27 protein-coding genes are annotated in these 21941 nt (G+C 43.8%); 8 read left to right on the forward strand and 19 right to left on the reverse strand.

Going from position 1 to position 21941, the window contains the following annotated elements:
* Positions 1-53 precede the first annotated feature (53 nt).
* From IGI88_RS01125 to IGI88_RS01160, 8 genes are all read right to left on the reverse strand, one after another.
* Positions 54-455 carry a rhodanese-like domain-containing protein gene (locus IGI88_RS01125; protein WP_005237036.1) on the reverse strand — a complete coding sequence of 134 codons (402 nt, stop codon included), beginning with the start codon at positions 453-455 and terminating at the stop codon, positions 54-56.
* A gap of 82 nt (positions 456-537) precedes the next feature.
* Positions 538-1509, reverse strand: coding sequence for an ROK family glucokinase (locus tag IGI88_RS01130; protein WP_005229395.1), 972 nt, complete (start codon positions 1507-1509; stop codon positions 538-540).
* On the reverse strand, positions 1509-1718 hold the full coding sequence (locus IGI88_RS01135) for a YqgQ family protein (protein WP_005229394.1): 210 nt from the start codon (positions 1716-1718) through the stop codon (positions 1509-1511). The genes IGI88_RS01130 and IGI88_RS01135 overlap by 1 nt, the downstream gene beginning before the upstream one ends.
* Positions 1719-1748: 30 nt before the next feature.
* Positions 1749-2417 (reverse strand): rhomboid family intramembrane serine protease, encoded by a 669-nt coding sequence (locus tag IGI88_RS01140; protein WP_005237037.1) that lies wholly within the window; start codon positions 2415-2417, stop codon positions 1749-1751.
* 12 nt (positions 2418-2429) lie between these two features.
* Complete coding sequence (locus IGI88_RS01145; protein ID WP_086299630.1) at positions 2430-2969, reverse strand: 5-formyltetrahydrofolate cyclo-ligase; 540 nt, start codon at positions 2967-2969, stop codon at positions 2430-2432.
* 90 nt (positions 2970-3059) lie between these two features.
* On the reverse strand, positions 3060-4037 hold the full coding sequence (locus IGI88_RS01150; protein WP_016621237.1) for a FecCD family ABC transporter permease: 978 nt from the start codon (positions 4035-4037) through the stop codon (positions 3060-3062).
* Entirely contained in the window at positions 4037-5017 is a 981-nt protein-coding gene (locus IGI88_RS01155; protein WP_086332200.1) for a FecCD family ABC transporter permease, read from the reverse strand. The genes IGI88_RS01150 and IGI88_RS01155 overlap by 1 nt, the downstream gene beginning before the upstream one ends.
* Positions 5014-5805 (reverse strand): ABC transporter ATP-binding protein, encoded by a 792-nt coding sequence (locus tag IGI88_RS01160; protein WP_061053916.1) that lies wholly within the window; start codon positions 5803-5805, stop codon positions 5014-5016. Before IGI88_RS01160 ends, IGI88_RS01155 begins: the two co-directional genes overlap by 4 nt.
* 202 nt (positions 5806-6007) lie before the next feature.
* Between IGI88_RS01160 and IGI88_RS01165 the strand changes: the two genes are divergently transcribed.
* The 7 genes from IGI88_RS01165 to IGI88_RS01195 all read left to right on the forward strand — a co-directional run bounded on the left by IGI88_RS01165 (position 6008) and on the right by IGI88_RS01195 (position 10836).
* Positions 6008-6967 (forward strand): ABC transporter substrate-binding protein, encoded by a 960-nt coding sequence (locus tag IGI88_RS01165; RefSeq protein WP_429960117.1) that lies wholly within the window; start codon positions 6008-6010, stop codon positions 6965-6967.
* Positions 6968-7104: 137 nt separating this feature from the next.
* Positions 7105-7254 (forward strand): 50S ribosomal protein L33, encoded by a 150-nt coding sequence (rpmG, locus tag IGI88_RS01170; protein ID WP_005229384.1) that lies wholly within the window; start codon positions 7105-7107, stop codon positions 7252-7254.
* 330 nt (positions 7255-7584) lie between these two features.
* The gene (locus IGI88_RS01175; RefSeq protein ID WP_005237045.1) at positions 7585-7836 is read left to right on the forward strand and encodes a hypothetical protein; all 252 of its coding nucleotides are present in this window, start codon (positions 7585-7587) and stop codon (positions 7834-7836) included.
* A gap of 70 nt (positions 7837-7906) precedes the next feature.
* Complete coding sequence (fosX, locus tag IGI88_RS01180) at positions 7907-8317, forward strand: FosX/FosE/FosI family fosfomycin resistance hydrolase (RefSeq protein ID WP_008381069.1); 411 nt, start codon at positions 7907-7909, stop codon at positions 8315-8317.
* Between the two features lie 64 nt (positions 8318-8381).
* Complete coding sequence (locus tag IGI88_RS01185; RefSeq protein WP_061053912.1) at positions 8382-8768, forward strand: VOC family protein; 387 nt, start codon at positions 8382-8384, stop codon at positions 8766-8768.
* Between the two features lie 254 nt (positions 8769-9022).
* A complete protein-coding gene (locus IGI88_RS01190; RefSeq protein WP_016613094.1) occupies positions 9023-10417 on the forward strand; it encodes a Y-family DNA polymerase in 1395 nt (464 codons plus the stop codon).
* Between the two features lie 143 nt (positions 10418-10560).
* Positions 10561-10836: a hypothetical protein gene (locus IGI88_RS01195; protein ID WP_008381063.1), complete on the forward strand. Its 276-nt coding sequence runs from the start codon at positions 10561-10563 to the stop codon at positions 10834-10836.
* Positions 10837-10871: 35 nt separating this feature from the next.
* Here the strand turns inward: IGI88_RS01195 and IGI88_RS01200 are convergent, their stop codons facing one another.
* From IGI88_RS01200 to IGI88_RS01215, 4 genes are all read right to left on the reverse strand, one after another.
* Complete coding sequence (locus tag IGI88_RS01200; RefSeq protein ID WP_008381061.1) at positions 10872-11330, reverse strand: hypothetical protein; 459 nt, start codon at positions 11328-11330, stop codon at positions 10872-10874.
* 67 nt (positions 11331-11397) lie between these two features.
* Entirely contained in the window at positions 11398-11766 is a 369-nt protein-coding gene (locus IGI88_RS01205; protein ID WP_008381059.1) for a thioesterase family protein, read from the reverse strand.
* 7 nt (positions 11767-11773) lie between these two features.
* On the reverse strand, positions 11774-12988 hold the full coding sequence (locus IGI88_RS01210; protein WP_429947492.1) for a CCA tRNA nucleotidyltransferase: 1215 nt from the start codon (positions 12986-12988) through the stop codon (positions 11774-11776).
* Complete coding sequence (locus IGI88_RS01215; RefSeq protein ID WP_008381054.1) at positions 12975-13325, reverse strand: nucleotide pyrophosphohydrolase; 351 nt, start codon at positions 13323-13325, stop codon at positions 12975-12977. The genes IGI88_RS01210 and IGI88_RS01215 overlap by 14 nt, the downstream gene beginning before the upstream one ends.
* A gap of 136 nt (positions 13326-13461) precedes the next feature.
* On the opposite strand from IGI88_RS01215, the gene IGI88_RS01220 reads away from it, so the two are divergent.
* The gene (locus IGI88_RS01220) at positions 13462-14367 is read left to right on the forward strand and encodes a YitT family protein (protein ID WP_005237068.1); all 906 of its coding nucleotides are present in this window, start codon (positions 13462-13464) and stop codon (positions 14365-14367) included.
* 44 nt (positions 14368-14411) lie between these two features.
* On the opposite strand, the gene IGI88_RS01225 is transcribed toward IGI88_RS01220, so the two are convergent.
* From IGI88_RS01225 to ilvB, 7 genes are all read right to left on the reverse strand, one after another.
* Positions 14412-14969 (reverse strand): YpiB family protein, encoded by a 558-nt coding sequence (locus IGI88_RS01225; RefSeq protein WP_008381051.1) that lies wholly within the window; start codon positions 14967-14969, stop codon positions 14412-14414.
* Positions 14970-14978: 9 nt separating this feature from the next.
* Positions 14979-16238: a tetratricopeptide repeat protein gene (locus IGI88_RS01230; protein WP_061053910.1), complete on the reverse strand. Its 1260-nt coding sequence runs from the start codon at positions 16236-16238 to the stop codon at positions 14979-14981.
* Positions 16239-17288 (reverse strand): hypothetical protein, encoded by a 1050-nt coding sequence (locus IGI88_RS01235; protein ID WP_008381049.1) that lies wholly within the window; start codon positions 17286-17288, stop codon positions 16239-16241.
* A gap of 166 nt (positions 17289-17454) precedes the next feature.
* On the reverse strand, positions 17455-18708 hold the full coding sequence (ilvA, locus tag IGI88_RS01240) for a threonine ammonia-lyase IlvA (RefSeq protein ID WP_061053909.1): 1254 nt from the start codon (positions 18706-18708) through the stop codon (positions 17455-17457).
* Positions 18709-18719: 11 nt separating this feature from the next.
* Entirely contained in the window at positions 18720-19709 is a 990-nt protein-coding gene (gene ilvC, locus IGI88_RS01245) for a ketol-acid reductoisomerase (RefSeq protein ID WP_005237076.1), read from the reverse strand.
* Positions 19710-19759: 50 nt separating this feature from the next.
* On the reverse strand, positions 19760-20236 hold the full coding sequence (gene ilvN, locus IGI88_RS01250; RefSeq protein WP_005229349.1) for an acetolactate synthase small subunit: 477 nt from the start codon (positions 20234-20236) through the stop codon (positions 19760-19762).
* A 4-nt stretch (positions 20237-20240) separates the two neighbouring features.
* Positions 20241-21941 (reverse strand): biosynthetic-type acetolactate synthase large subunit, encoded by a 1701-nt coding sequence (gene ilvB, locus IGI88_RS01255; RefSeq protein ID WP_016621017.1) that lies wholly within the window; start codon positions 21939-21941, stop codon positions 20241-20243.

Consider the following 21941-nt stretch of genomic DNA (forward strand, 5'->3'; position numbering starts at 1 on the left):
GTTTCGTCGCTCATTCAAATTTGCTTGTGTTCTTTTGCCTTAAGTTCTCTCTTTTATAAACTATTTTTCTTTTTCGTCTTGCCACTCCAGCCTTCATAACCTTCTTTTAGGATATAGACATTGGTAAAGCCTTCTTTACGTAATTTATTTGCTGCGCGAATACTCAACGATTTACGCGTGTCATATAAGTAGATTGGTTGATCTCTACGAAATGCGCTGAAGGAATTGGTTAAAACCGTAAAGGGAATATTACGCGCCCCTAAAATATGCCCACTGTCAAATTCATTTTTTTCCCGAACGTCGATCACTTGGGCTTTCTTCATTCCTGCTTTAAATTCATCTTCTGAGATGATCGTTGCTGAACGGCGTCCCATAATTTGAAAATACGCCCAGTTCAAAGCGATTGCTAAGATTATTAATGCCAAAACCAAGTTTAGCCACATAATTGGTGTCATTTCTTCTATTCCTCTCTATTGTAACAAACATTCTTTTTTGATTTATGCTGCTTTAATGTATCATTGCCTAGCAGCTTGTCATCTATGCTTTTGCTGCAAACTGCAAAGCTAATGATGCTGCCCCAATCACACCGGCATCATTCCCAAGTTCGGCCAATTTGATTTCAGTACTTTCCGTTACCTGTGGGAAGGTAAATTGAGCAAAGTAGGCAGCAACCCGTTCACGTAAAAATTCACCGGCTGCCGATACGCCTCCACCTAAAACGATACTTGATGGATTTAATGTGTTTCCTAGGTTTCCGCATGCCAACCCAAGGTAGAAGCACACTTTATCAACGACCATCAAGCCAAATGGATCGTTTGCTTGAGCCGCTTCAAAAATATCTTTACTTGAAACATCTTCCCCATTGTCCAGCTGTTGTTTCAATGCCGAGTCGCCAGCATATTCTTCTGCCAACTGTCGAGCAACTCGCACAACACCCGTCGCACTAGAAACAGTTTCTAAACAACCACGTTTGCCGCAAGTACATTCGAACCCTTCAGGATCAACAGTGATATGACCGATTTCTCCGGCACAACCAGCAACCCCATGAAGCAATTGCCCTTCCATGATGATACCGCCGCCAACACCTGTACCTAGTGTGATAAAGATGACATCAGGATTGTTATCCCCTGCCCCTTTCCAACGCTCACCTAAAGCTGCTACATTGGCATCGTTATCGATGGCAAATGGGATTTTTGTGCCTTTTTCAATCAGTTCTTTGACTGGCTGAAGTGTTTTCCAGTTCAGATTGTAGGCACCTATGACGGTTCCTTTGTCACGGTCGACACTTCCTGGTGTCCCCATACCAATACCGATAAATGCTTCCGGCTGTAAGCCATATAATTCTAGGCGATGATTGATCGATGCCACGATTTCTGGCACGATATGTGAGCCTTCATCAAGAATATTGGTGTCAATACTCCATTTTTGCTGAATCTCGCCTTCGCTCGTTAAAATAGCGAATTTCACAGTTGTTCCGCCTAAATCAATTCCGATGATTTTTTTGTCCATCACTTGTTTTCCTCCCGGCTTTCTTCAATTCGATGCTCCCGCGTAAGAATTCGCCGGGCAGTCAGATATACATCCCGATCTATCAAGCGACTGTCATAAAAGTTTTTCAACTCGATTTGCATCAGTTCTATATCGTAGATCCGCTTGCCGACATATACGTAAACACCAAATTGTTTCAGTAATTGTTGTACGTCATATAACGTTTCCATTTAACCACTTCCTGCTTATTATACAAGTAATTAATATTTTTTAAAACCATATATCACAAAAATAGCCAATAAGAAAACAAAGAGTCCGCCAGAGAGGATTCTGGTGTGGATCGAATATTTTCCATAGTTCTTTGGCAATGCCAAAAGATTCCCTAACAATAACCCACCGAGGATCCCGCCAATGTGTCCCCACATATCAATCGTTTGATCAAACACCCCAAAAACCAGGTTCAATCCAACGAATAGGGCAAATTGCCGTACCATTGCTTGGATGCGGTAATCATTTCTAAAATGCCAACCTAAAATCAAAAATGCCCCGAAAAGCCCGAATAATGAAGTACTAGCGCCTGCTGATTGAACCCCTATTTGGTTGAAAGCAAAACTCATGGTATTGCCCATGATGCCGCTTAGTAAATACAAGGCAAAAAAACGGCTATGACCATAGATGGCTTCTACTTGTTGCCCCATATAATAGAGAATCACAGAGTTGATTGCAAAATGTGCCAACCCGAAATGCAGAAAGATTGGGGTAACGAAACGCCAATATTCATTTAAATAGACGACAAACGGACCAAACATCACCCCGCCTGATTGAATAGAGGGACTAAAATAACCCAAGATAAACACAATAGTTTGGATAGCTAAAAATAGATACGTGAAGATCGGCTGATTCAGCCATCTTTTCATTTGAGAATTCATTGACGTGCTCCTTTACGTGCGAATAAGCGAATCCGTATAGATTTTATCGATTGGAATGTCGAATACATCTGGTGTCCATTGATCGTTGAATTGTTCTCCGAAGACCAAAGAAACGGTCTTGCCATCAAAAGCTGACAAGAAACGATCATAATAGCCGCCGCCAAAGCCGATGCGATAGCCTTTTTTCGAAAAAGCCAAGCCGGGAACAATGAGTAAATCCAAGTGATGGGCTTCTTGCTCACTGATCGGCTCTTCAACCCCAAATGCCGACGTTTCATAACGCGTTGCCGGCTCCACATGATAAAACTGCAATTTTTTTTGTTGTGCTTTCGGCACTGCGATTCGTTTGTTTTGTTCAAATCCTTTAGCAAAAATAGCCGCTGTATCAAATTCAAATGGCAACGAACGGATCACTCCTACTGACTTAGCCGTTTGCCAAATCTGAGAAGAAAACAGCAACTGCAAAATCACCGTTTCTTTCTGCTGCTTTTGTTTGCTCGGCATTTTTTTTAATGTTTGGATCATGTGCTCTCTAATGACTGGTTTTTCCATTGGATCACTCCTCTCAGAAATAGTACCAAAAACTGTGTCCAAATAGCAAACTAGAATCGCAGATTTCTTGGCAAGATCATGACTATCTGCTCATCCTTCTTTACGCCGGATCAGTAAAAAGACAAAGTACGGTGCCCCCACGATAGAAATGATGATACCAGCTGGGATCTCACCGCTTGTCAATAGTAAACGACCGATCGTATCACTTACTAAGACCAGCAGACTGCCGATCATTCCCGCTAAGAAAAAGGCACTGCGAGATTCTCTGCCGATGAGTCCCTTGGCGATATGAGGCGCCAATAAGCCCACAAAGGCTAAATTACCGGTATAGCCAACCGTACTGGCAGCCAAACCAACCGCAATCACTAAAAACCACGTCCGCAACCGTGTCAAAGAAACCCCTAAGCTAATTGCCTGTTCCTCACCAAAACCAAGCAGATTAAGTTTAGGTACGGTCCAGAAAGCTGCGACAGACAATACGATGACCCAAGGAAGCAGACTGGTAATTTGCTGCCACGAGGTTCCCCAGATAGATCCAGAAAGCCATGCTGTTACAAAGCGATAGCGGTCTTTTGATAATTCCACCGTAAAAAGTAAAGTAGCCGCGGCCAACCCTGCATTGACGGCGATTCCCGCAAGCAGCACTCGCTCCATCGACAACAATTGGCGGTGTTTATAGGCAATCAAATAGACCAGTACAGCAGCCAACAAGCCACCGAAGATCCCAACGACAGGTAAAAGCTGCGATCCTTGGGTATAAACCCCTAAGTAGATCATTACAAAGAGACCCGCGCCATTGTTGATTCCTACGATACTTGCATCAGCCAGCTCGTTTCTCGTCACCCCCTGCAAGACAAAACCAGAAAAACCAAAGGCACCGCCGGCGATCAGCGCCAGACAAGCCCGTGGTAGTCGAAACTCAGTAAACGTCAGTACCTGACTCGAAGAAGCCGTACCTTGAAAGATTGCCCCTAATGTCTGAAAGGTTAAGATTGTTTTTCCCACCATGACACTTCCTAAAAAAGCGGCCATCACCAGTAGAAAAAAAACAAAGAGTGTTTTTTTCATCAGTCTTCCCTCCGTATCTTGACCAATAGAAAAGGCACACCGATCAATGCCATCAGTATCCCAAAGGGTGTCTCAAAAGGGGGATTGATCAAGCGACCTGCCAGATCAGCGGCCATCACCAGTGTTCCCCCTCCAAGGATCGTCAAAGGCAAAATCAGTTGATAGTTTTTGCCCACCATCCCCCGCACGACATGAGGAACCATTAAGCCGACAAAGCTGACCGGTCCTACAAGCGAAACCGCCATTCCCGCCAAAACTACGACTAACAGTAAGGCAGATGCCCGAATCAGATGCGGGTGCTTGCCTAATGAAATGACGGTGTCATCTCCTAGTGCTAACAGATTGAGGGCTTTTCCTAGCCGTAGCACAAAAACGATGGCGATCAGATAGATGGGGCCCACAAAACGCAGTTGCTGCCAAGTCACATTCGCCGCACCACCGATAAACCAAAAGGCTATCTCTTGGTTTAAATCAAATTGCAATGACAGAGTTTGACTAATGGCTGAGAAAAAAGAACTTAATGCCACACCAGCCAAAATCAGTCCCGTGGGCGACATGCCTAGTTTGGCGTATCTGGTCAGTAAAAAAAGCAGCCCAGTTGCCGCAAACGCACCAAAAAAGGAAAACAGCGCCGCTTGACTCGGTTGCACACTAGGAAAGAGGATAAATGCGATCGCTAGTCCCAAGGCAGCCCCACTATTGACACCTAAAAGACCACCATCTGCCAAGGGATTTCTCGTAATCCCCTGCATGATGGCTCCTGTAACAGCAAAACAACTTCCTACTAGAAAAGCAGCCAAAACACGTGGCAACCGAATATTGCGCAAGACTTGATGCAGCTGATTCTCATAATCAAAAGCAAAGACGGCATCCCAGATCGTTTCAAAAGAAAGGTCCGCTGCTCCTTGAGTGATCGCTAAAAAGAAACAGATAATAAAGCAGCCACTAAAAAGCAGCAGCAGCCAAGGAAACTTTTTCATATCTGCGCTCCTAACTCATAGGTCAAGACCAGCGGCTTTGTACTATTAGGAAAGGTACCTAACACGGCATCGATCTCAAACAAACGCTGCAGCCATTCTTTGGTCAGCACCGTTTCCGGTGTACCGGAAACCAAAAGCTCTCCACCTTTTAATGCGTAAATATAATCAGAAAAACGTGACGCATGATTCAGGTCATGAATCGACATAATGATCGTTTTCCCATAGGTTTTATTGATTTGCTGTAATAAGAGCAAAATTTCTAATTGATGCGCAGGATCTAAAAAGGTTGTTGGTTCATCTAAAATCACGATATCCGTATCTTGCGCCAGTGCCATGGCGATCCAAACGCGCTGCTTTTGTCCCCCTGACAGCGTACTGATCACTTCTTCTGCCAGTGCCGTCAAACCAGTTGCCTGCAAAGACCAGTCGATCGCTGCAAGATCTTGTTCCGATAGACTATTCAGTCCTTTTTGATAGGGAAAACGACCGTAAGAAACAATTTCGCGAATCGTCAAGCCAATCGATGAGTCGCTAACTTGTGAAAGCAGCGCAATCTTTTTAGCCACTTCTTTGGTTTTGATGTTCTGGAGGTTTTGTGTATCTAATAGGACCTCACCAGACAAAGGCTGTAAAATTCGGGCGAGTGCCTTTAAAAATGTCGATTTTCCACTGCCGTTCGGACCAATCAAGCCGATGATTTTCCCTTCTGGAATCTCAATTGTTAGATTTTGCACAATTTTTTGTTTTTGATAGCCGACACTCAAGTCAACTGTTCGTAATTTCGCCATATTCGTCCCCAAAATAATTGATTGATAATGCTTATCAATTATGAATGTAATCCTACTATTCGTCAATAGTTCTAAAAAAAGGAAATAAAAAAATAAGATTGACAAATCAGCGTTTCTCCGTAATAATAGCAATCAGCAAATGAGAATTATTCTCAATTAAAATGATAAGTGCTCATCTTTTAACAAAGGAGGAAGTTTTTCTATGAAACAATGGTCAAAAAGAAGTACTTGGCTTACCCTGCTAGCAGCCTGCTCCCTTACTCTACTGGGTGCTTGCGGTACGAATAATGACTCAACGGATAGCAGTGGATCAGCCACTACTTCTTCAGAAATAGCAACAACCTTTACCGATGCGATGGGAAATGAAGTCACTGTTCCCGAAAACCCACAACGGGTGATCGGTAGTTACTTGGAAGATTATTTGGTCGCTTTAGGGGTAACCCCGGTTGCTCAATGGACAGTCGGCAATGACAGTGATCAAGCATACTTGCAAGACAAACTAGCAGATGTGCCAAGAATCAACTATGATCTGCCCTATGAAGATGTCTTGAGCTTTGAGCCAGACCTGCTGCTGATGGATAGCAATTCCATGGTGGAAGGCGACAAATATGATCAGTACAGTAAGATCGCGCCGACCTATGTGGTCACAAATGGCGAGGAAGTAACCTGGCGTGAACGTCTGACAGATATCGCAAAGGTCTTACACAAAGAAGAGCAAGCTGCCCAAGTAGAAGCTGATTATGATGACTTAGTCGCTGCTACCAAGGAAACGTACGCTGATCAAATCCAAGGCAAGTCGATCGCTGTTTTATGGGTGGTCAATAATTCTGCCTTCATGGTTTCAGAAACAAAATCAAGTGGTCAACTGCTGTATCACGAACTCGGTTTTGAAGTTCCCTCGCTTGTTTCAGAAATCAGTGAAAGTGCCACTGCTGACTGGTCTGCCGTTTCTCTGGAAAAATTGGCAGAATTGGATGCCGATTACTTGATTTTAGTGAATAGTGATAAAGGCGCTGATTTTTTCAGCGAACAAGTCTGGCAAAATCTTGATGCAGTCAAAAACAATCATTTATGGGAATTCGGTCCTGAATCAAGCTGGCTCTACAACGGTCCTATCGCCTATACCAAAATGATCGAAGACATCCAGAGCAAATTGGACTAATGCGTTTCAAGTAATTCGTCAAGTAAAACTACTTAACAAATTTCAGGAAAAAGCTAGCATTCCCGCACAAAACATGCTATTATATTTTAGTCTGAGAGATTTCTTAGAGGATTCTTGTATCGTTAGGGGGGAAAATCATGCGCGTAAACATCACATTAGAGTGCACTTCTTGTAAAGAACGCAACTACTTATCAAACAAAAACAAACGTAACAATCCTGATCGTTTGGAAAAGAAAAAATATTGCCCACGTGAAAGAAAAGTTACTTTACACCGCGAAACAAAATAATACTATTTAAGAAGTTCGCAAACGCTGATAACCAAGGCGTTTGCGAACTTCTTTTTTTTCAGACATTTTGCAATGATAGCTGCTGCATTTTTATTTCCCTCTTTACACAACCACTCCCCTATTTTCACTTATTTGCTTTGAACTTTTGAGCCAACTTTTTCTTTGAAGCGACGTATAAATAAATTTTAATGTATAATGTAAAAAAGAAACTAATGTTCAACAAAGGCGGCACATAGAACATGAACCAGCTTTTTCTTCTAGCTGTCCTTTCAATATACTTTGAGTGCCAGTCGATCCTTTCAAGCTATACTGCCTATAGGAGGTGAACCCATGCTTGGCAATTTTACGTATCTACCTAGTAACTATCGTCTGTTTTATGGCGCTTTTCTTTTTGCTCTTATTGGAAATATGCTTTTCATTTTCATTAAACACCCTGCTTGGACCTTTAGCTTACCGACAGTGATTATCCTCTTCTTAATAAATGTCTTCTTTTGGACAAAATACAAGAAGAAAGTTATTCCTTGCACAACTGATGCACTGTTTTATGTTCTGCTCTTCCTATTGGTATTTTACAATCACTAACATAATGCTTATTTTGATACTAATTGTTTCTCTTTCCCCTATTTCGTCATAACGAAGGAGTGTTGATGCGATGGAGATTTCCCATATCACGTTGATCGTACAGAATTTAGCAAAGACGACAACGATGCTGGAAACATTGTTTGAAGCAGAGGAAATTTATGATAGCCGAGACCAGCCCCATTCTTACTTCCCAGAAAAATTCTTTTTGATCGATGGCTTATGGCTTGCTGTTATGGAGGATGCCTCCCAGAAGCTGCCGAAAACGTATAACCATATTGCCTTTAAAATCGATCAAACTCAAATCGATTCCTTGATTACGCGCATCCAAGGACTAGGATTGAAGATCGAAAAAGATCGTTCTCGTATCAAAGGCGAAGGTGCTTCCATTTACTTTTACGACGATGACAACCATTTGTTTGAACTACATACTGGTACGTTGGCTGAACGGTTGCACCATTACCGTCTGACAGAAACGAGGTAATCTTCATTGCTAGCAACTGCATTGACTGTTATGGAAAGAATTCCCACAAGAAAGGAAGAAAACAATGAAACTAGATATGGTTGGTATTATCACAAAAAACATGGAACAGGCACTGGCTTTTTATCAAGTACTTGGCTTCACGCCATTAGGTCAGCACTCAGAAGATTATATGGAATTAGCAAACGACGGGGTTCGCATCTCTTTGAATAGCCGCCAGATGGTTGCCGGGATCTACGGACATGCACCAATGACTGTTGGTGACACAATTGAATTAGCCTTTTTATGTGATTCCCCTGAAGAGGTTGATGCCCTTCATGCAAAAGTCGTAGCTGCCGGGTATCAGTCTTTCAAAGAACCTTGGTGTGCCTTTTGGGGGCAACGCTATGCCATCGTCAAAGATATAGACGGCAATCTCTTAAGTTTGTTTGCAATGCTACCTGCCGAAAATTGATTTAAGCTACGACAGTCGGTCCAATGGATCGGCTGTTTTTTTAATCACACCTTCGGGTAAAAAGACAAAATCACGTTTTTATGTCCAATCGGATTCTGATAACCTGAAATGAATGTATCCCTTATAAAACAACGTTTCCCATCATTATAAGCCAAAAATAATCTCTCTATAAAAAAACAAATCCACCCATCCGCTCCTGTTCGCTTGACAAAAAAGAACAAACGTTCGTATAATCTCGGTAAGGAGTGATAAAAATGGGTGGTTTTAATTATGCGCTCGAGCCAAAACGCGATATCTTATTTATCGATGTCAAAAGTTTTTATGCTTCTGTCGAATGCATCTCGCGCGGCTTAGACCCTATCCAAGCGATGCTGGTCGTCATGTCTCATTCTGACAATACTGGAAACGGCTTAATCTTAGCGGCTTCCCCAAAGGCAAAATCGGCTTTAGGAATTTCAAATGTGACCCGCAATGACAATCTGCCGACGCATCCCGATTTGTACAAAGCATCGCCACGTATGAGTTTTTATATCAAAGAAAACACCAAAGTCAATGATGTCTTTCGCAAATATGTTGGACAAGATGATTTGCTGCTCTATTCAATCGACGAAACGATGATGGATCTGACCCGTACACTGGATCTTTTCATTCCTGATAACACGATTTCTCGCGAAGAAAAACGTTGGCTGATTGCCCAGCAAATTCAAAAAGACATTTACGAAACAACGAAATTGTATGTCACCATCGGTATTGGTGACAATCCTTTGTTAGCAAAACTAGCTTTAGATAACGAATCCAAACACAACCGTTCCTTGATTGCCGAATGGACCTACGAAGATGTCCCGACAAAAGTTTGGCAAATCAGCCCCATGACTGAGTTTTGGGGAATCGGTCGACGCACAGAAAAACGACTTCACTTGATGGGGATTGAATCTATTGAACAATTGGCTCATGCCAGTCCTGATCTTTTGCGCAGTCGCATGGGAATCATTGGTGAGCAGCTCTACCATCACGCTCACGGCATTGACCGCACCATTTTAGCCGAACCGACACCGCAGGTCATGGAAAAAAGCTACGGCAATAGTCAGGTCCTACATCGCAATTATTATTTACAAGAAGAAATCGAGATCGTCATCAAGGAAATGGCAGAGCAAGTTGCCGCTCGAATTCGCCGCCATCATTGTCAGACCGCTTGTATCAATGTTTACATCGGCGTAGCCTTTGGTGAAACTGCCTCTGGCTTTTCCCGACAAATGAAAATCCCGCCAACTGACAATACACGTAAGCTTGTTGCTCATTGCCTATTTCTCTTTCGAAAATTTTATACCGGGCAAGTCGTTCGCCACATCGGTATCACCTATTCAAAATTGGTTTATACAGAAAATGTCCAGCTGGATCTTTTTGAGCAAGCAGAAACGCAATTACGCCAGCGTAAATTAGATTTGATCATCGATAAGATTCGTGAGAAATACGGCTTCACTTCGATCGTTCATGCCACAAGCCGAATGGAAGGCGCTCGTGCCATTGCACGCAGCAAATTAGTCGGTGGTCACGCTGGTGGTCTAGATGGGATCGCCAACATAGGACCTGTCCATCAGCAAAAAGAAAAAGAACCGTTTGCTGATGGTTCAAAAAATACTGGCACTTGACTCGTTTTTCTTTCCTTTTCGATGACAAATCTTAAGATAACATTAACAAACGATCCATTTTTTAAAGATTTATGTAATTTCGAGGCCCCCATCTCCCCCTTTACTTCTTTCTAAGGTACTTTAATAGCAAGGAGTGTGAGCAGATGAAAATTGACAAAATCGAATACAAACGAGTCATCAATGGTGCGGGACACCTTGAGTACGATTTGCTGCAATATTTAGAAAAGAATCGGGCGACTGCTGCACAAAACCTGAAACAGTCTGAGATCGATTACCTTCTGGAAAAAGATATTCAGCATCGGATCATTCAACATGCTCGTAAGAGTTTCTTTGGCGATACAATCGTTTTAAAGGATGAATATGCCGAAGATTATCTTTTATTAAAAAAGTATACGGATATGTTCCAAGAAACATTCTAAAAAAAAACGCAGAACCAACTGGTTCTGCGTTTTTCTTATTCTTCGAAATGTTCTTGATAAACATCATCAACCGTTTGATTTGGGTCGATCACGATATACAGACTCTTCGTTTTTTCACTGATTTTTGTTGATTGGTATACATTATCCAATCCTTCCGTATCTTTGTCCTTGTATGGGAAATAAACAAGATCCGGTGTACCGTTACGGTAAAGAATTTCCATCCGTTCAATATCTTCATATTTCAACGCACGAGCAAACATCCCTAATTCAAGTCCGCCTAAGTTGATGTCATGTGTTGCCACATGATCGCCTTCTTGAAAGATTTCAATTTTGAACCCAGCACATGGATGAATCTCAACGAATTCGCTTCCGTGGATACGGCCAAAACTGGTCGTGATTTGTTTGATCCATAAGTCACCGATGTAACGGCGCTCGATCGTCCATGTTTCTCCATTACGGAAATAAAATTTTAAAGCTTTCATTTCTCTAGCCATGACAAAACGCTCCTTTTTATTAATAATACATTTTAATTCTAACACATAGTCGCTACTGGGACACAAATTAACTTTGGTTTTCGTTGACTTTTTTCATAAACCGAGAGATTTCCACCGCCGCTCGTTGATGAGTCCCTTTAGCAATGAGTTGTTGCGCCCCATCGGTCACCTGATAATCAAACTGGAATCCTTGTTCTTTTTCCCATTGTATAAGAACTGTGATTGTCGCTCCGACTGGTGAAGGTTTCAAATGATCGATCGAAAACTTTGTACCGACGGTGGTAAACCCTTTATCTAAAGTAGGCTCAAGTGCTTCCCAACAGGTGTTTTCCACCATTGCGACTAGTCGAGGGGTTGCTAAAACCGCTAAACCGCCAGAACCCAAAACAGCCGCAGTGTCTTGAAGGTCAACGAGAAAGTCTTTTTTGCTTTCCATTCTTCAGTTATCCCTCCTTCGCTAAATATGCTTGGGCAAACGCCAATAGTGCTTCTTTTTCATTAGGGATTTTTCGTGTGATGACTGCACCTTCGGCAGCGGCCAAGACTTCTTTGAGCCACGGACCAGAAGAACGATCAACTGTCTGCAGTAAATCACGTCCATTGATCGCCAGCTCCTTCAGTGAATGGATCGGTAGCTGCTGATAGCGCTGACTGATTTTTGCAGGATCATTGGGCAGCTTGTCATAACGCAATAATCCTTCAGCTAAACAGGTTGCTTCTAAACCGAACTGATACAACAGCAGATCGTTCCATTCGCCGTTTCGACGCATTAGCAGTGCTTGATAGACCGTTTGTACTTGGCGGATGCAGTCATTCGAACATTTCCAAGCTTTTAAAAAGCTGCGGACTGCCTCAGGAGCTAAACCGATTTGGTCAATGAGCAATACCCAAGCCGTCGTTTCGTTTTCTAATGGGATCGCTGGCAGGTCTGCCATCCGCAGTAACGCCTCACCGTATTCCCGTAAGCCTGGGCAATAGATATAGCATTCGGTTTCTACTAGTGCTCGTAGTGCTTGGTTCCGATGATTGCCTAACAGCAATTTCACGAATTCAATCATGATCCGTTCAACAGAGATTTTCCCCAACAAGGCATGATTCGCATGGATAGCAGCCAATGTTTCTGTTTCTAAAACAAAGCCCAATTGACTGACAAAACGCAGCCCCCGCATCATTCGTAGGGCATCCTCATGGAAACGTTCCTGCGGGTGACCCACTGCTCGTAAAATCTGATTGTCGATATCTGCCAGACCATCGAAAAGATCAATGATGACCCCATCTTCTTGAAGTGCCAATGCATTGATGGTAAAATCCCGCCGCTTTAGATCTTCTTTCAAGGAACGGACAAAATCAACTTTGTCAGGTCTGCGATAATCCTGATAGGCGGCTTCGGTTCGAAAGGTGGTAATCTCATATTGCGCCTGTTCCCACAAGACCAGCACCGTCCCATGCTCGATACCAATGTCAATGGTTCGAGGAAAAAGCGCCTTGATTTCGGCTGGAAACGCACTGGTAGCAATATCGACATCATGGATCGGCTGGCCTAAAATCGTATCCCGCACGCTGCCGCCAACAAAGTATGCTTCATAGCCCGCGGCTTCGATTTTTTTTAGGAGTGGCGCAGCTTCTGCAAATTCTTTTGGTAGTTTAGTCAGCTTCATGTACTTTCCCATCTTTTCTTTCAAAACGATACGCATCCCGCTGATTGAATTTTGCCATATTTTCCTCAAACACTTCAGTCAGGTCGATGTCTAGTGAATTGGCCATGATCATCGTCACAAAGAGTACATCGCCCAGTTCTTCTGCCACGGTCTTTTCAACTTCATCGCTTTTTTTATTTTTTTCCCCGTAATAGTGATTTACTTCTCGCGCCAATTCGCCAACTTCTTCAGTCAAACGAGCCATTTGGGCGAGGGGGCTGAAATAGCCAGTTTTAAATTGTTGAATATAGGCGTCGACTTCTTCTTGCATCGATGCCAAGGAACGTTTATCTGTCATCTTCTTCACCCTTTCTCGTTTATCTTACCAAAAGAATGGCTGCCTGCCTAGATAGAGCCCCCTCAGGATTTGTTGTACATTCAATGATTTCGTGCTACATTGATACTTGTGGAAGTTGAATAACGGAGGAAACAGGATGCGGGCATTTTTTTCATGGCGAACGATTCGCGACATTGTTTTGATTATTTTCGGTACGAGTATTTATGGCTTCGGTCTAGTCTATTTAAATATCCCAAATGACTTAGCAGAAGGCGGTGTGACAGGGATCACCTTGATCCTGCGAGCCTTATGGGGAATCAATCCTGCCATTAGTACATTGATCTTAAATATTCCGATCATTTTGATCGGTGGCAAAATTCTTGGTCGACGCTCATTAGTGTATACGATTTTAGGAACCTTTGGTTTGTCTTTTTGGTTGGCATTTTGGCAGAGTGTTCCCCTGTTGATCGATCTACAGCATGATCTACTGATCGTCGCACTCTTGGCTGGTTTGATTGCAGGGATCGGTAGTGGGATCGTCTACAAAGTCGGTGGAACAACAGGTGGCGTCGATGTACTGGCGCGCATTTTAGAGAAAAACTTTGGGGTGACGATCGGGCGGTCGCTTTTGATCTTTGATGTGTTCGTCCTGTTGCTTTCTTTGACCTATATAGATTTGAACCGCATGATGTATACCTTGATTTTTTCTTATGTCTTCACTCGTGTGATCGATTCGATCTTAGACGGCGGCTATTCAGCCAAAGGGATTTTAGTGATCAGCAATCATAGCGAAGAGATAGCTCCTGTTTTAATGGATGAATTGGAACGCGGTGTCACGTTTTTACAGGGCGAAGGGGCTTACTCAAGAGTATCGAAACAAATCATTTATATGGTGGTCAGCGGACGGGAGATTTCTGAAGTCAAGCGCATTGTTCATGACTTTGATCCGCAAGCGTTTGTTTCTGTCATCAATGTCCATGAAGTCGAAGGCGAAGGCTTTACCTACTTAAGACCTAAGTCACGGTTCTTACAGCGCAAAGCAGCGGTCTCTAAAACAAAATAAAGACTAAAAAAGCAGTCCCGGTTAAAGGACTGCTTTTTTATTTGTCAGCGGCTTTCTTCTTTTTGTTGGAGCAAGTGCCGATTTACTTCATCGGAAAGTTCCAAGAAGGCATCACGATCCCCATTTTCCAATGCTAGATCGATCTGCCGATACAAGGTATCAATTTTGGTTTTTGCTTCTTCTTTTTCAAGGTACTGGGTAACATGTTGGGTCATTTCTTGATCCAAGTGGTCGTTCCAACGTTCATAAGGATTGTCTTCTAAAACTGCTAAATAAAAGGATTGCGACCAAGAATCTGGAAAGAGACATTCAAGATACAAGGGTTGTTTCCAATTCATGCGAATCTCGTGAAAAATCTGATCAATGTCATAAAAGGTCTGTCCTTCGATACTCAAGACAAAGGGTTCGCCTCCAACTTCCGTACTGCGGACACTTAAGCCCCGTTTGGCTGCGGCTGCCCCTTCTACAAAATGAACATTGGCCAAGATCGCTTCATGGTTCGCCAGATAGTTTAACACCCAAGAGACTTCTCGGCGGCTGAAGGAAACGGTCGAAACTAACCAATTAAGAAACTTTTTCTTTTCTTGTACATTGATGTTCATTTCTCTCACCTATCTTTCTAATAAGTCCTCCACGATCGACTGTACTTCTAAATCACCTGGTTCGTGTGCCAAATAATGTTGTAGCAAATGAAGAGCTTCAGGTAAACGCCCTTCTTCACGTAAGAAAATGCCGTATTCCTTCATAAACGCCGGTTCATGGTGCAAATCAGCATTGGCTTCTTCGTAATATTTTGCTGCTTTGTCAAAATCTTCTAACGCATTGAAGGCTTGCGCTAGATTCCATAAAGCGTGAGGCTGTTCATTGTCTTCCATTCGCTCGATCGCCAAAATCGCTTCTTGCCAACGCGCTTCATTCAAATATAAATTACTTAAAGTCAGTAATGTATCCTCTTCTTTTTCACCAGTTTCCAGTGCTTTAAGTAAAAATGACTCGGCTGCTTCACTGTCATGAAGTCGGTAAGCATTCTCGGCAGCAAAATGATAGAAATCCACTTGATATGGATCTTCATGAATCCCTTCTTCGATCACACGTTGCGCTTCTTCCAGCTGTTCTTCTTCTTGCAATGCTTCAGCCAAATAAAGATACAAGGCCCGGTATTGGGGATTCATGACCCGCAACTGCTGCAAGTAGCGAATCGCTTGTTCATTTTCCTTCAGCTGCAAATAGACTAAAGCCGTTTGAAAGAGACGCTCGTCCGTCTGTTCGTCTTCTAAGCTTGCTTCAAAATATTCCAACGCCTCTTCAAACTTACCTGCCATACTCAATGACGTTCCGGTCCGTTCAACGATCGAAATCCCCGAAATATCCGTAATATCTTCTTCCAGCAATCCTTGATAAAGGTCAACAGCTTCTTGATAGCGATCCGTTGAAAAAGCTAACTCAGCTAAGGCAAAACGAATCAAGGGTTCCTCTGGCACAAGGCTTTGCGCTTCTTTTAATTTGGCTTCGCTGACTTCCGGAATACCGATCAGTTGATAGAGATCCGCACTCAATAACAAGGCTTGCAGATAAGCTTCACTCGTTGGTGGTATTTGATCGATATAGGTGAAGGCTGTTTCAATCTGGTCTTCTTCCATCGCAATTTCCGCTAAAGGAAGCAGCAAAGCTTCATTTTCAGGATGCCGCTGCTGCAAGGTTTCAAATAACGTTTTCGCCTCTTCTAAAAAACCGATCTGCAGTAATTCATCGCCTAAAGCGCCAAGTGTTTCATCATCATCTTTTTGCAGTGCTTCGGTAAAATTCAATTGTGCTTCAGCCAACTCTTCTGCGGCTAGTGCTTTTAACATTTTTTCACTATAAGTTTCCATTTAGACCCCTCGAATCTCATTGATTAATCGCTGATAAGTCTCCATCGTTTGGACAAGATCTTTCTCCTCGATTTCCGTTCTGCCCCCTATTGTACCAACTTTTGCCAAAAATAACAGTTTTTTTTCTTTTTGCTGCAATTCTAGTACACGGCTGAAATATTCGCTTAAGGAAAAAGACTCGGGCAATTCGATAGGAAAGCCTAATCGTGCAAGCCATTGGCAAAATACTGGCAGATCGACAGTCAACTGCTGCTGCTGGACTGTCCAAATAAAATGAAACAAAAAGCCAAAGAACAATTTCATCGCATCAGACAGCAAGTGACCATTTTCTGTTTGATAAGCAGCATCGGCAAAGAGTTGCCCAAACTCCTCTAATTCGCGTCCCGACTGCTGATACAATTGGATCAGCTGATTGGTATAAGCTGCCAACGAGTGTCTCATCAATGCCTGATGACTGGGGTACGTTCGATAAAGTTCCTTTAAAAAATCGCTATCGGCAAGCACGCCACCACGGATCAGGGTCAAAAAGTCGACAAGTTTCCCATCGATTTGCTTTTCGGCAATCGTCTGATCGAAAATAACAAATTGTGGTGCATTAGGATTTTCCAGCATCGGGATATCTGGCTTTTTCACAACGATCGCTGTTTCTTTGACACTTTTGGCTAAGGCCCGCAAGGAAACAGGAATCAACCAAAGCTGTGTCGATAGGACCGAAGTCGCATGGATAAAACTGCTCAGTGCCAATACACCTTCATTCCCAAACCCGACGATCAACAAGGACTCTTGCTTTGAAAAGCGACCGAAGAAATCCATCGCGGCCTTAAATTCACTAAAGTTGTTGCAATACATTTGGTTGGTACAAATATACCAATTGACCTCGCGCGGCAAAAACAGGCGGGTTACTTTTTCTGAAAAGCGGTCATAATAACGCTGATTCGTCAAAATGATCACCTGCTGCGGCTCGATCGACTGTCCTTTCATGACCGATGCCAATGTTTCCCCGTAAGAAATCTGGGTTTCTTGCTCATTTCTGTAAAAAACAGCTTCCATCGGCTCACTCCTTTGTTGCTACTACTTACTATTATAGCAAGAAGCCGTTGAAACACCTACTAAATCGCTAACCATTAGGAAGTATTTTCGCCGATTTGTCCCATGATTCTATGCCAAAAAGCAAAAAACATGGTTTCCTGTATTACAAAGGAAACCATGTTTTTTTCTAAACCAAAAGCGAGTAAAGTGATTGATTTTGCTGAAGGTTGATGTAGCCTTGATCAAACTGTTCAATTCGTGACAGTAATGCGGGTAGATCGTTTTTTTGTTTCAACAAGATTCCCAGCATTACTGGTCCTGTTCCACGATTGATTTTTTTCGTATATTCAAACCTCGTGATATCATCATCAGGCCCTAATACATGGCTAACAAATTCCTTCAACGCACCGGGACGTTGTGGGAAATTGACGATAAAATAATGTTTCAATCCTTGATAAATCAGTGATTTCTCTTCGATCTCTGCCATGCGGGAACTATCATTGTTACCACCACTCACAATACAGACGACCGTCTTGCCTTTGATTTGCTCTTTGATCTCATCCAGAGCTGCCACGCTCAAGGCACCAGCTGGTTCAGCGACGATCGCTTGTTTGCTGTATAATTCTAGAATCGTTTGGCAGATTCCACCTTCTTCCACCGTTACCAATTGATCCACATAGCGTTTGGCATGGGCATAGGTCTGAGCTCCGACTTGTTTGACTGCCGCACCATCGACAAAGGTTTCAATATGCTCTAAAGCCACCGGTCCTTGGTGATCAAAGGCTGCTTGCATCGAGGCGGCCCCTACAGGTTCTGCTCCAACAACTTTTATATTTGGCTGCTTTTCTTTCAAATAGGCTGCGGTCCCGCTGATCAAACCACCGCCACCAATGGCTGCCACCACCAAATCGATCGATACTTGTTTTTTTTCAGCATCCGCCAACATTTCCACGGCTACTGTTCCTTGTCCTGCGATAATATTGGGATCATCAAAAGGAGCAATGAAAGCCATTTGCTTTTCTTTTGCAAATTGTTTGGCAGCCTGCGCCGCCGCATCAAAGGTATCTCCCACCAATTCGATTTTGACGTAGTCGCCGCCGAAAAAGAGAACTTGCGCGACTTTTTGTTGCGGCGTCGTTGTTGGCATGAAAATGACCGCATGGATCTGCTGTTCTTGGCAGGTATAAGCAACGCCTTGGGCATGATTTCCGGCACTGGCACAGACGACGCCACGACTGGTCTGCACAGGATCTGCTTGGGTGATCGCATAGTAGGCACCTCGTAATTTGAAGGAGCGGACTTTTTGCAAGTCCTCTCGCTTCAACAAAACCGTCGCTTGGTATTTTTCAGATAAAAAGCGATCATACTGCAGCGGTGTATGACTAACTGCTCCCCGCAGTCGTTCATATGCTTGTTCGATTGCAGAAACTGTCACCAACAAACGCGCCACCTCTAATCTTTCGCAACAAACGGCATCATTTTCCGTAACTCGCTGCCGACTTTTTCAATTTGATGGTTGCTGTTTTCTTCACGCATTTTATAGAATTCAGGGAAGCCATTTTGATTGTCTTCAATGAATCCTTTCGCGAATTGACCATTTTGGATATCTGTCAATACGGCTTTCATGTTTTCTTTGGCTTGTGCGGTGATCACCCGAGCACCGGAAACGTAGTCGCCATACTCTGCCGTATTCGAGATCGAATGGCGCATTTTTTTGAATCCTCCTTCATAAATCAAGTCAACGATCAGTTTCAATTCATGACAAACTTCAAAATACGCCAATTCCGGTTGGTACCCGGCTTCTACCAATGTTTCAAAGCCCGCTTCGATCATGCTGGTCAAACCGCCACAAAGTACGGCTTGTTCCCCGAAAAGATCGGTCTCGGTCTCTTCTTTAAAGGTCGTTTCCAAAACGCCGACCCGTGTGGCACCAATGCCTTTTGCATAAGATAAAGCTGTCGCTTGTGCGTTGCCAGTCGCATCTTGATAGACTGCAAACAAGGCTGGCACCGCAAACCCTTCGGTAAAGGTTCGACGCACCAAGTGGCCCGGTCCTTTAGGCGCAACTAGGAACACATCCACCTCTTCTGGCGGCGCGATCACATCAAAATGAATATTAAAACCATGCGCAAATGCTAATGCATTGCCGGCAGAAAGATTCGGTTCGATCTCATTTTTATACAACGATCCTTGGATCTCATCGGGTGCCAAGATCATGACTACGTCCGCTTTTTGAGTGGCTTCGGCTACTGGAAAGACTTCAAATCCGTCGTTTCTTGCAGCTTCTGCTGACTTTCCTTCACGAATGCCGATAAAGACTTCATGGCCTGTGTCCCGTAAATTTTGCGCATGAGCGTGCCCTTGAGAGCCGTAGCCGACGATCGCAATCTTCTTGTCTCCTAGATTATCTGTAACTTCCTCGTTGTAATATACTTTTACCATACTTGTTTCCTCCGAATTCTTTCTTTATTTTAAGCAATTCAAAATTGCACTTACCCTCTTGTAAAGCCAGTGACACCCGTTCGTGCCAACTGTTTGATCCCGTAGGGACGCAAAACTTCGATGCATGCTTCTACCTTTTTCGTATCACCGGCAACTTGCACAACGATCGTTTTCAGTGCGACATCGACAATGTGCGCTCGAAACGGATCAATCACTGCTTGGATCTCCGAGCGGCTAGTGGTTGGTGCATTGACTTTGATCAGCACCAGCTCTCGTTCGATATGAGGAACTTCTGTAATATCAGAAACCTTCAAGACATCTATTTGTTTATTTAAATGCTTGGTCACTTGTTCTGTTTCTGCCAAATCGTTCACGTTGACAATGATCGTCATTCGTGAAAACTCTGGCCGTTCCGTTGTGCCGACAGAAATACTCTCGATATTGACCTGCCGGCGGTTTAAGACACTCGTGATGCGGCTCAAAACACCTGCTTCATTATGGACGATTGCTGCTAATACCCGTTTCATCCCCTTAGACCCCCATCATTTCATGATTGGCTTTCCCCGGTGGGATCATCGGCAACACATGCTCTGAGGGCGAGACCATTACTTCGATCAGTTGCGGCCCCGTATGTGCAAAAGCTTCCGCTAGCATAGCAGAAAGCTGAGTGGGTTCATCGATCCGACAGCCTTCGATGCCATAAGCTTGTGCTAGTTTAACAAAATCAGGTTGCTGTGCAAAAACAGAGGCAGAGCGTCGTTTGCCATGAAATGTTTCTTGCCATTGGCGGACCATTCCTAACGAACGATTATTCAACAAAACAAATTTGACATTCAAGCCATACTCATTCAAAATAGCAAATTCCTGGTTTGTCATTTGGAACCCGCCATCGCCAACAAACACCACGACCATTTTTTCTGGATGAGCAAATTGGACGCCAATTCCCGCAGGGATACCATAGCCCATCGTGCCTAGTCCGCCACTGGTGATCAACTGCTTAGGAAAGCGAAACGGATAATACTGCGCGACCCACATTTGATGCTGCCCAACATCGGTGATGACGTAAGCCTCTCCTTTGGTCAAACGCCCTACTTCTTCGATGACTTTTTGCGGTTTGATTTCTTGTGCTTGAGTGCGATCATAGCGATAAGGTTTTTCCGTCTTTCGTGTTTGGCATAGATCCGACCAGGCAGACCACGTTCCTCTAGTTGGCGGATACCGTAGCATCTGTTGCAAAGCAGCCTTGGCATCGCCGACGATTGGGATCTTTGTCTCTACAATCTTGCCAATCTCCACCGGGTCGATGTCGATATGAGCAACGATGGCCTGCTTGCCGAACTGACTGCCGGCAGTCGCTAAGCGATCATCGAAGCGAGAGCCGATATTGATAATCAAATCGGCTTCTGATAAAGCCATGTTCGCCGCATACGTTCCATGCATACCGCCCATGCCCAAGAAAAATTGATGATCATTTGGCAGTAAGCCTAAGCCGAGCAACGTTGTGACTGTCGGCAACTTGTACTTGGCAATAAATGCATTTAATTCAGCCGCAGCTTCAGCCGCGATCACGCCTGCACCAGCCAGTACCACTGGTCGCTGTGCTTTTTCTAAAACGTGCATCAATTTTTCAATTTGCAGACGGGAAGGCTCTGCATTCGGTTGATAACTTTTCCTTGTGATCGGCAATGAGCAGGTTTCAGCGGTTTCTTGCAATGTAATATCTTTCGGAAGGTCGATCACAACAGGTCCCTTACGCCCAGTTGAAGCGATGTGAAAGGCTTCAGCGATCACTTTAGGTAAGTCATCCACACAACGGACTTGGTAATTGTGTTTCGTGATCGGCAACGTGATACCTAGAATATCCGCTTCTTGAAAAGCGTCTTTGCCAATTCCTGGTACGGCCACTTGCCCCGTGATAACCACCAACGGTACGGAATCGCTCATAGCATCGGCAATGCCCGTGACGACATTCGTAGCACCTGGACCACTTGTCACTAAAACGACCCCAACATGGCCAGTAGCTTTGGCATAGCCTTCAGCGGCGTGGATTGCGCCTTGCTCGTGACGCGTCAAAATATTCGGAATCGCGGCATCATATAATTGGTCATATAACGGTAAGACGGCGCCACCCGGGTAGCCAAAGATCATTTCGACGCCTTGCTCTTGCAAGCTGTCCACTAACACTTGCGCGCCAGTCCTTAGATGCGATGCTTGATAGTCGATGTTTTCCAT

Origin of the sequence: Enterococcus sp. AZ179 (assembly GCF_050498885.1) — a bacterium.
GTDB classification, from domain to species: domain Bacteria; phylum Bacillota; class Bacilli; order Lactobacillales; family Enterococcaceae; genus Enterococcus_D; species Enterococcus_D entomosocium.

Bases quoted from the DNA above. Each gene is read 5' to 3' on its own strand.
- IGI88_RS01215 (WP_008381054.1), bottom strand. From the start codon at position 13,325: ATGACAGATAAACGTTCCTTGGCATCGATGCAAGAAGAAGTCGACGCC.
- IGI88_RS01235 (WP_008381049.1), bottom strand. From the start codon at position 17,288: ATGGAAGCTGTTTTTTACAGAAATGAGCAAGAAACCCAGATTTCTTAC.
- IGI88_RS01175 (WP_005237045.1), top strand. From the start codon at position 7,585: ATGCTTGGCAATTTTACGTATCTACCTAGTAACTATCGTCTGTTTTAT.
- IGI88_RS01220 (WP_005237068.1), top strand. From the start codon at position 13,462: ATGCGGGCATTTTTTTCATGGCGAACGATTCGCGACATTGTTTTGATT.
- IGI88_RS01130 (WP_005229395.1), bottom strand. From the start codon at position 1,509: ATGGACAAAAAAATCATCGGAATTGATTTAGGCGGAACAACTGTGAAA.
- IGI88_RS01145 (WP_086299630.1), bottom strand. From the start codon at position 2,969: ATGGAAAAACCAGTCATTAGAGAGCACATGATCCAAACATTAAAAAAA.
- IGI88_RS01205 (WP_008381059.1), bottom strand. From the start codon at position 11,766: ATGGAAAGCAAAAAAGACTTTCTCGTTGACCTTCAAGACACTGCGGCT.
- ilvN (WP_005229349.1), bottom strand. From the start codon at position 20,236: ATGAAACGGGTATTAGCAGCAATCGTCCATAATGAAGCAGGTGTTTTG.
- IGI88_RS01185 (WP_061053912.1), top strand. From the start codon at position 8,382: ATGAAACTAGATATGGTTGGTATTATCACAAAAAACATGGAACAGGCA.
- fosX (WP_008381069.1), top strand. From the start codon at position 7,907: ATGGAGATTTCCCATATCACGTTGATCGTACAGAATTTAGCAAAGACG.
- IGI88_RS01190 (WP_016613094.1), top strand. From the start codon at position 9,023: ATGGGTGGTTTTAATTATGCGCTCGAGCCAAAACGCGATATCTTATTT.
- IGI88_RS01150 (WP_016621237.1), bottom strand. From the start codon at position 4,037: ATGAAAAAAACACTCTTTGTTTTTTTTCTACTGGTGATGGCCGCTTTT.
- ilvC (WP_005237076.1), bottom strand. From the start codon at position 19,709: ATGGTAAAAGTATATTACAACGAGGAAGTTACAGATAATCTAGGAGAC.
- IGI88_RS01210 (WP_429947492.1), bottom strand. From the start codon at position 12,988: ATGAAGCTGACTAAACTACCAAAAGAATTTGCAGAAGCTGCGCCACTC.
- ilvB (WP_016621017.1), bottom strand. From the start codon at position 21,941: ATGGAAAACATCGACTATCAAGCATCGCATCTAAGGACTGGCGCGCAA.
- IGI88_RS01140 (WP_005237037.1), bottom strand. From the start codon at position 2,417: ATGAATTCTCAAATGAAAAGATGGCTGAATCAGCCGATCTTCACGTAT.
- IGI88_RS01125 (WP_005237036.1), bottom strand. From the start codon at position 455: ATGACACCAATTATGTGGCTAAACTTGGTTTTGGCATTAATAATCTTA.
- rpmG (WP_005229384.1), top strand. From the start codon at position 7,105: ATGCGCGTAAACATCACATTAGAGTGCACTTCTTGTAAAGAACGCAAC.
- IGI88_RS01160 (WP_061053916.1), bottom strand. From the start codon at position 5,805: ATGGCGAAATTACGAACAGTTGACTTGAGTGTCGGCTATCAAAAACAA.
- IGI88_RS01200 (WP_008381061.1), bottom strand. From the start codon at position 11,330: ATGGCTAGAGAAATGAAAGCTTTAAAATTTTATTTCCGTAATGGAGAA.
- IGI88_RS01195 (WP_008381063.1), top strand. From the start codon at position 10,561: ATGAAAATTGACAAAATCGAATACAAACGAGTCATCAATGGTGCGGGA.
- IGI88_RS01165 (WP_429960117.1), top strand. From the start codon at position 6,008: ATGAAACAATGGTCAAAAAGAAGTACTTGGCTTACCCTGCTAGCAGCC.
- IGI88_RS01230 (WP_061053910.1), bottom strand. From the start codon at position 16,238: ATGGAAACTTATAGTGAAAAAATGTTAAAAGCACTAGCCGCAGAAGAG.
- IGI88_RS01155 (WP_086332200.1), bottom strand. From the start codon at position 5,017: ATGAAAAAGTTTCCTTGGCTGCTGCTGCTTTTTAGTGGCTGCTTTATT.
- IGI88_RS01225 (WP_008381051.1), bottom strand. From the start codon at position 14,969: ATGAACATCAATGTACAAGAAAAGAAAAAGTTTCTTAATTGGTTAGTT.
- IGI88_RS01135 (WP_005229394.1), bottom strand. From the start codon at position 1,718: ATGGAAACGTTATATGACGTACAACAATTACTGAAACAATTTGGTGTT.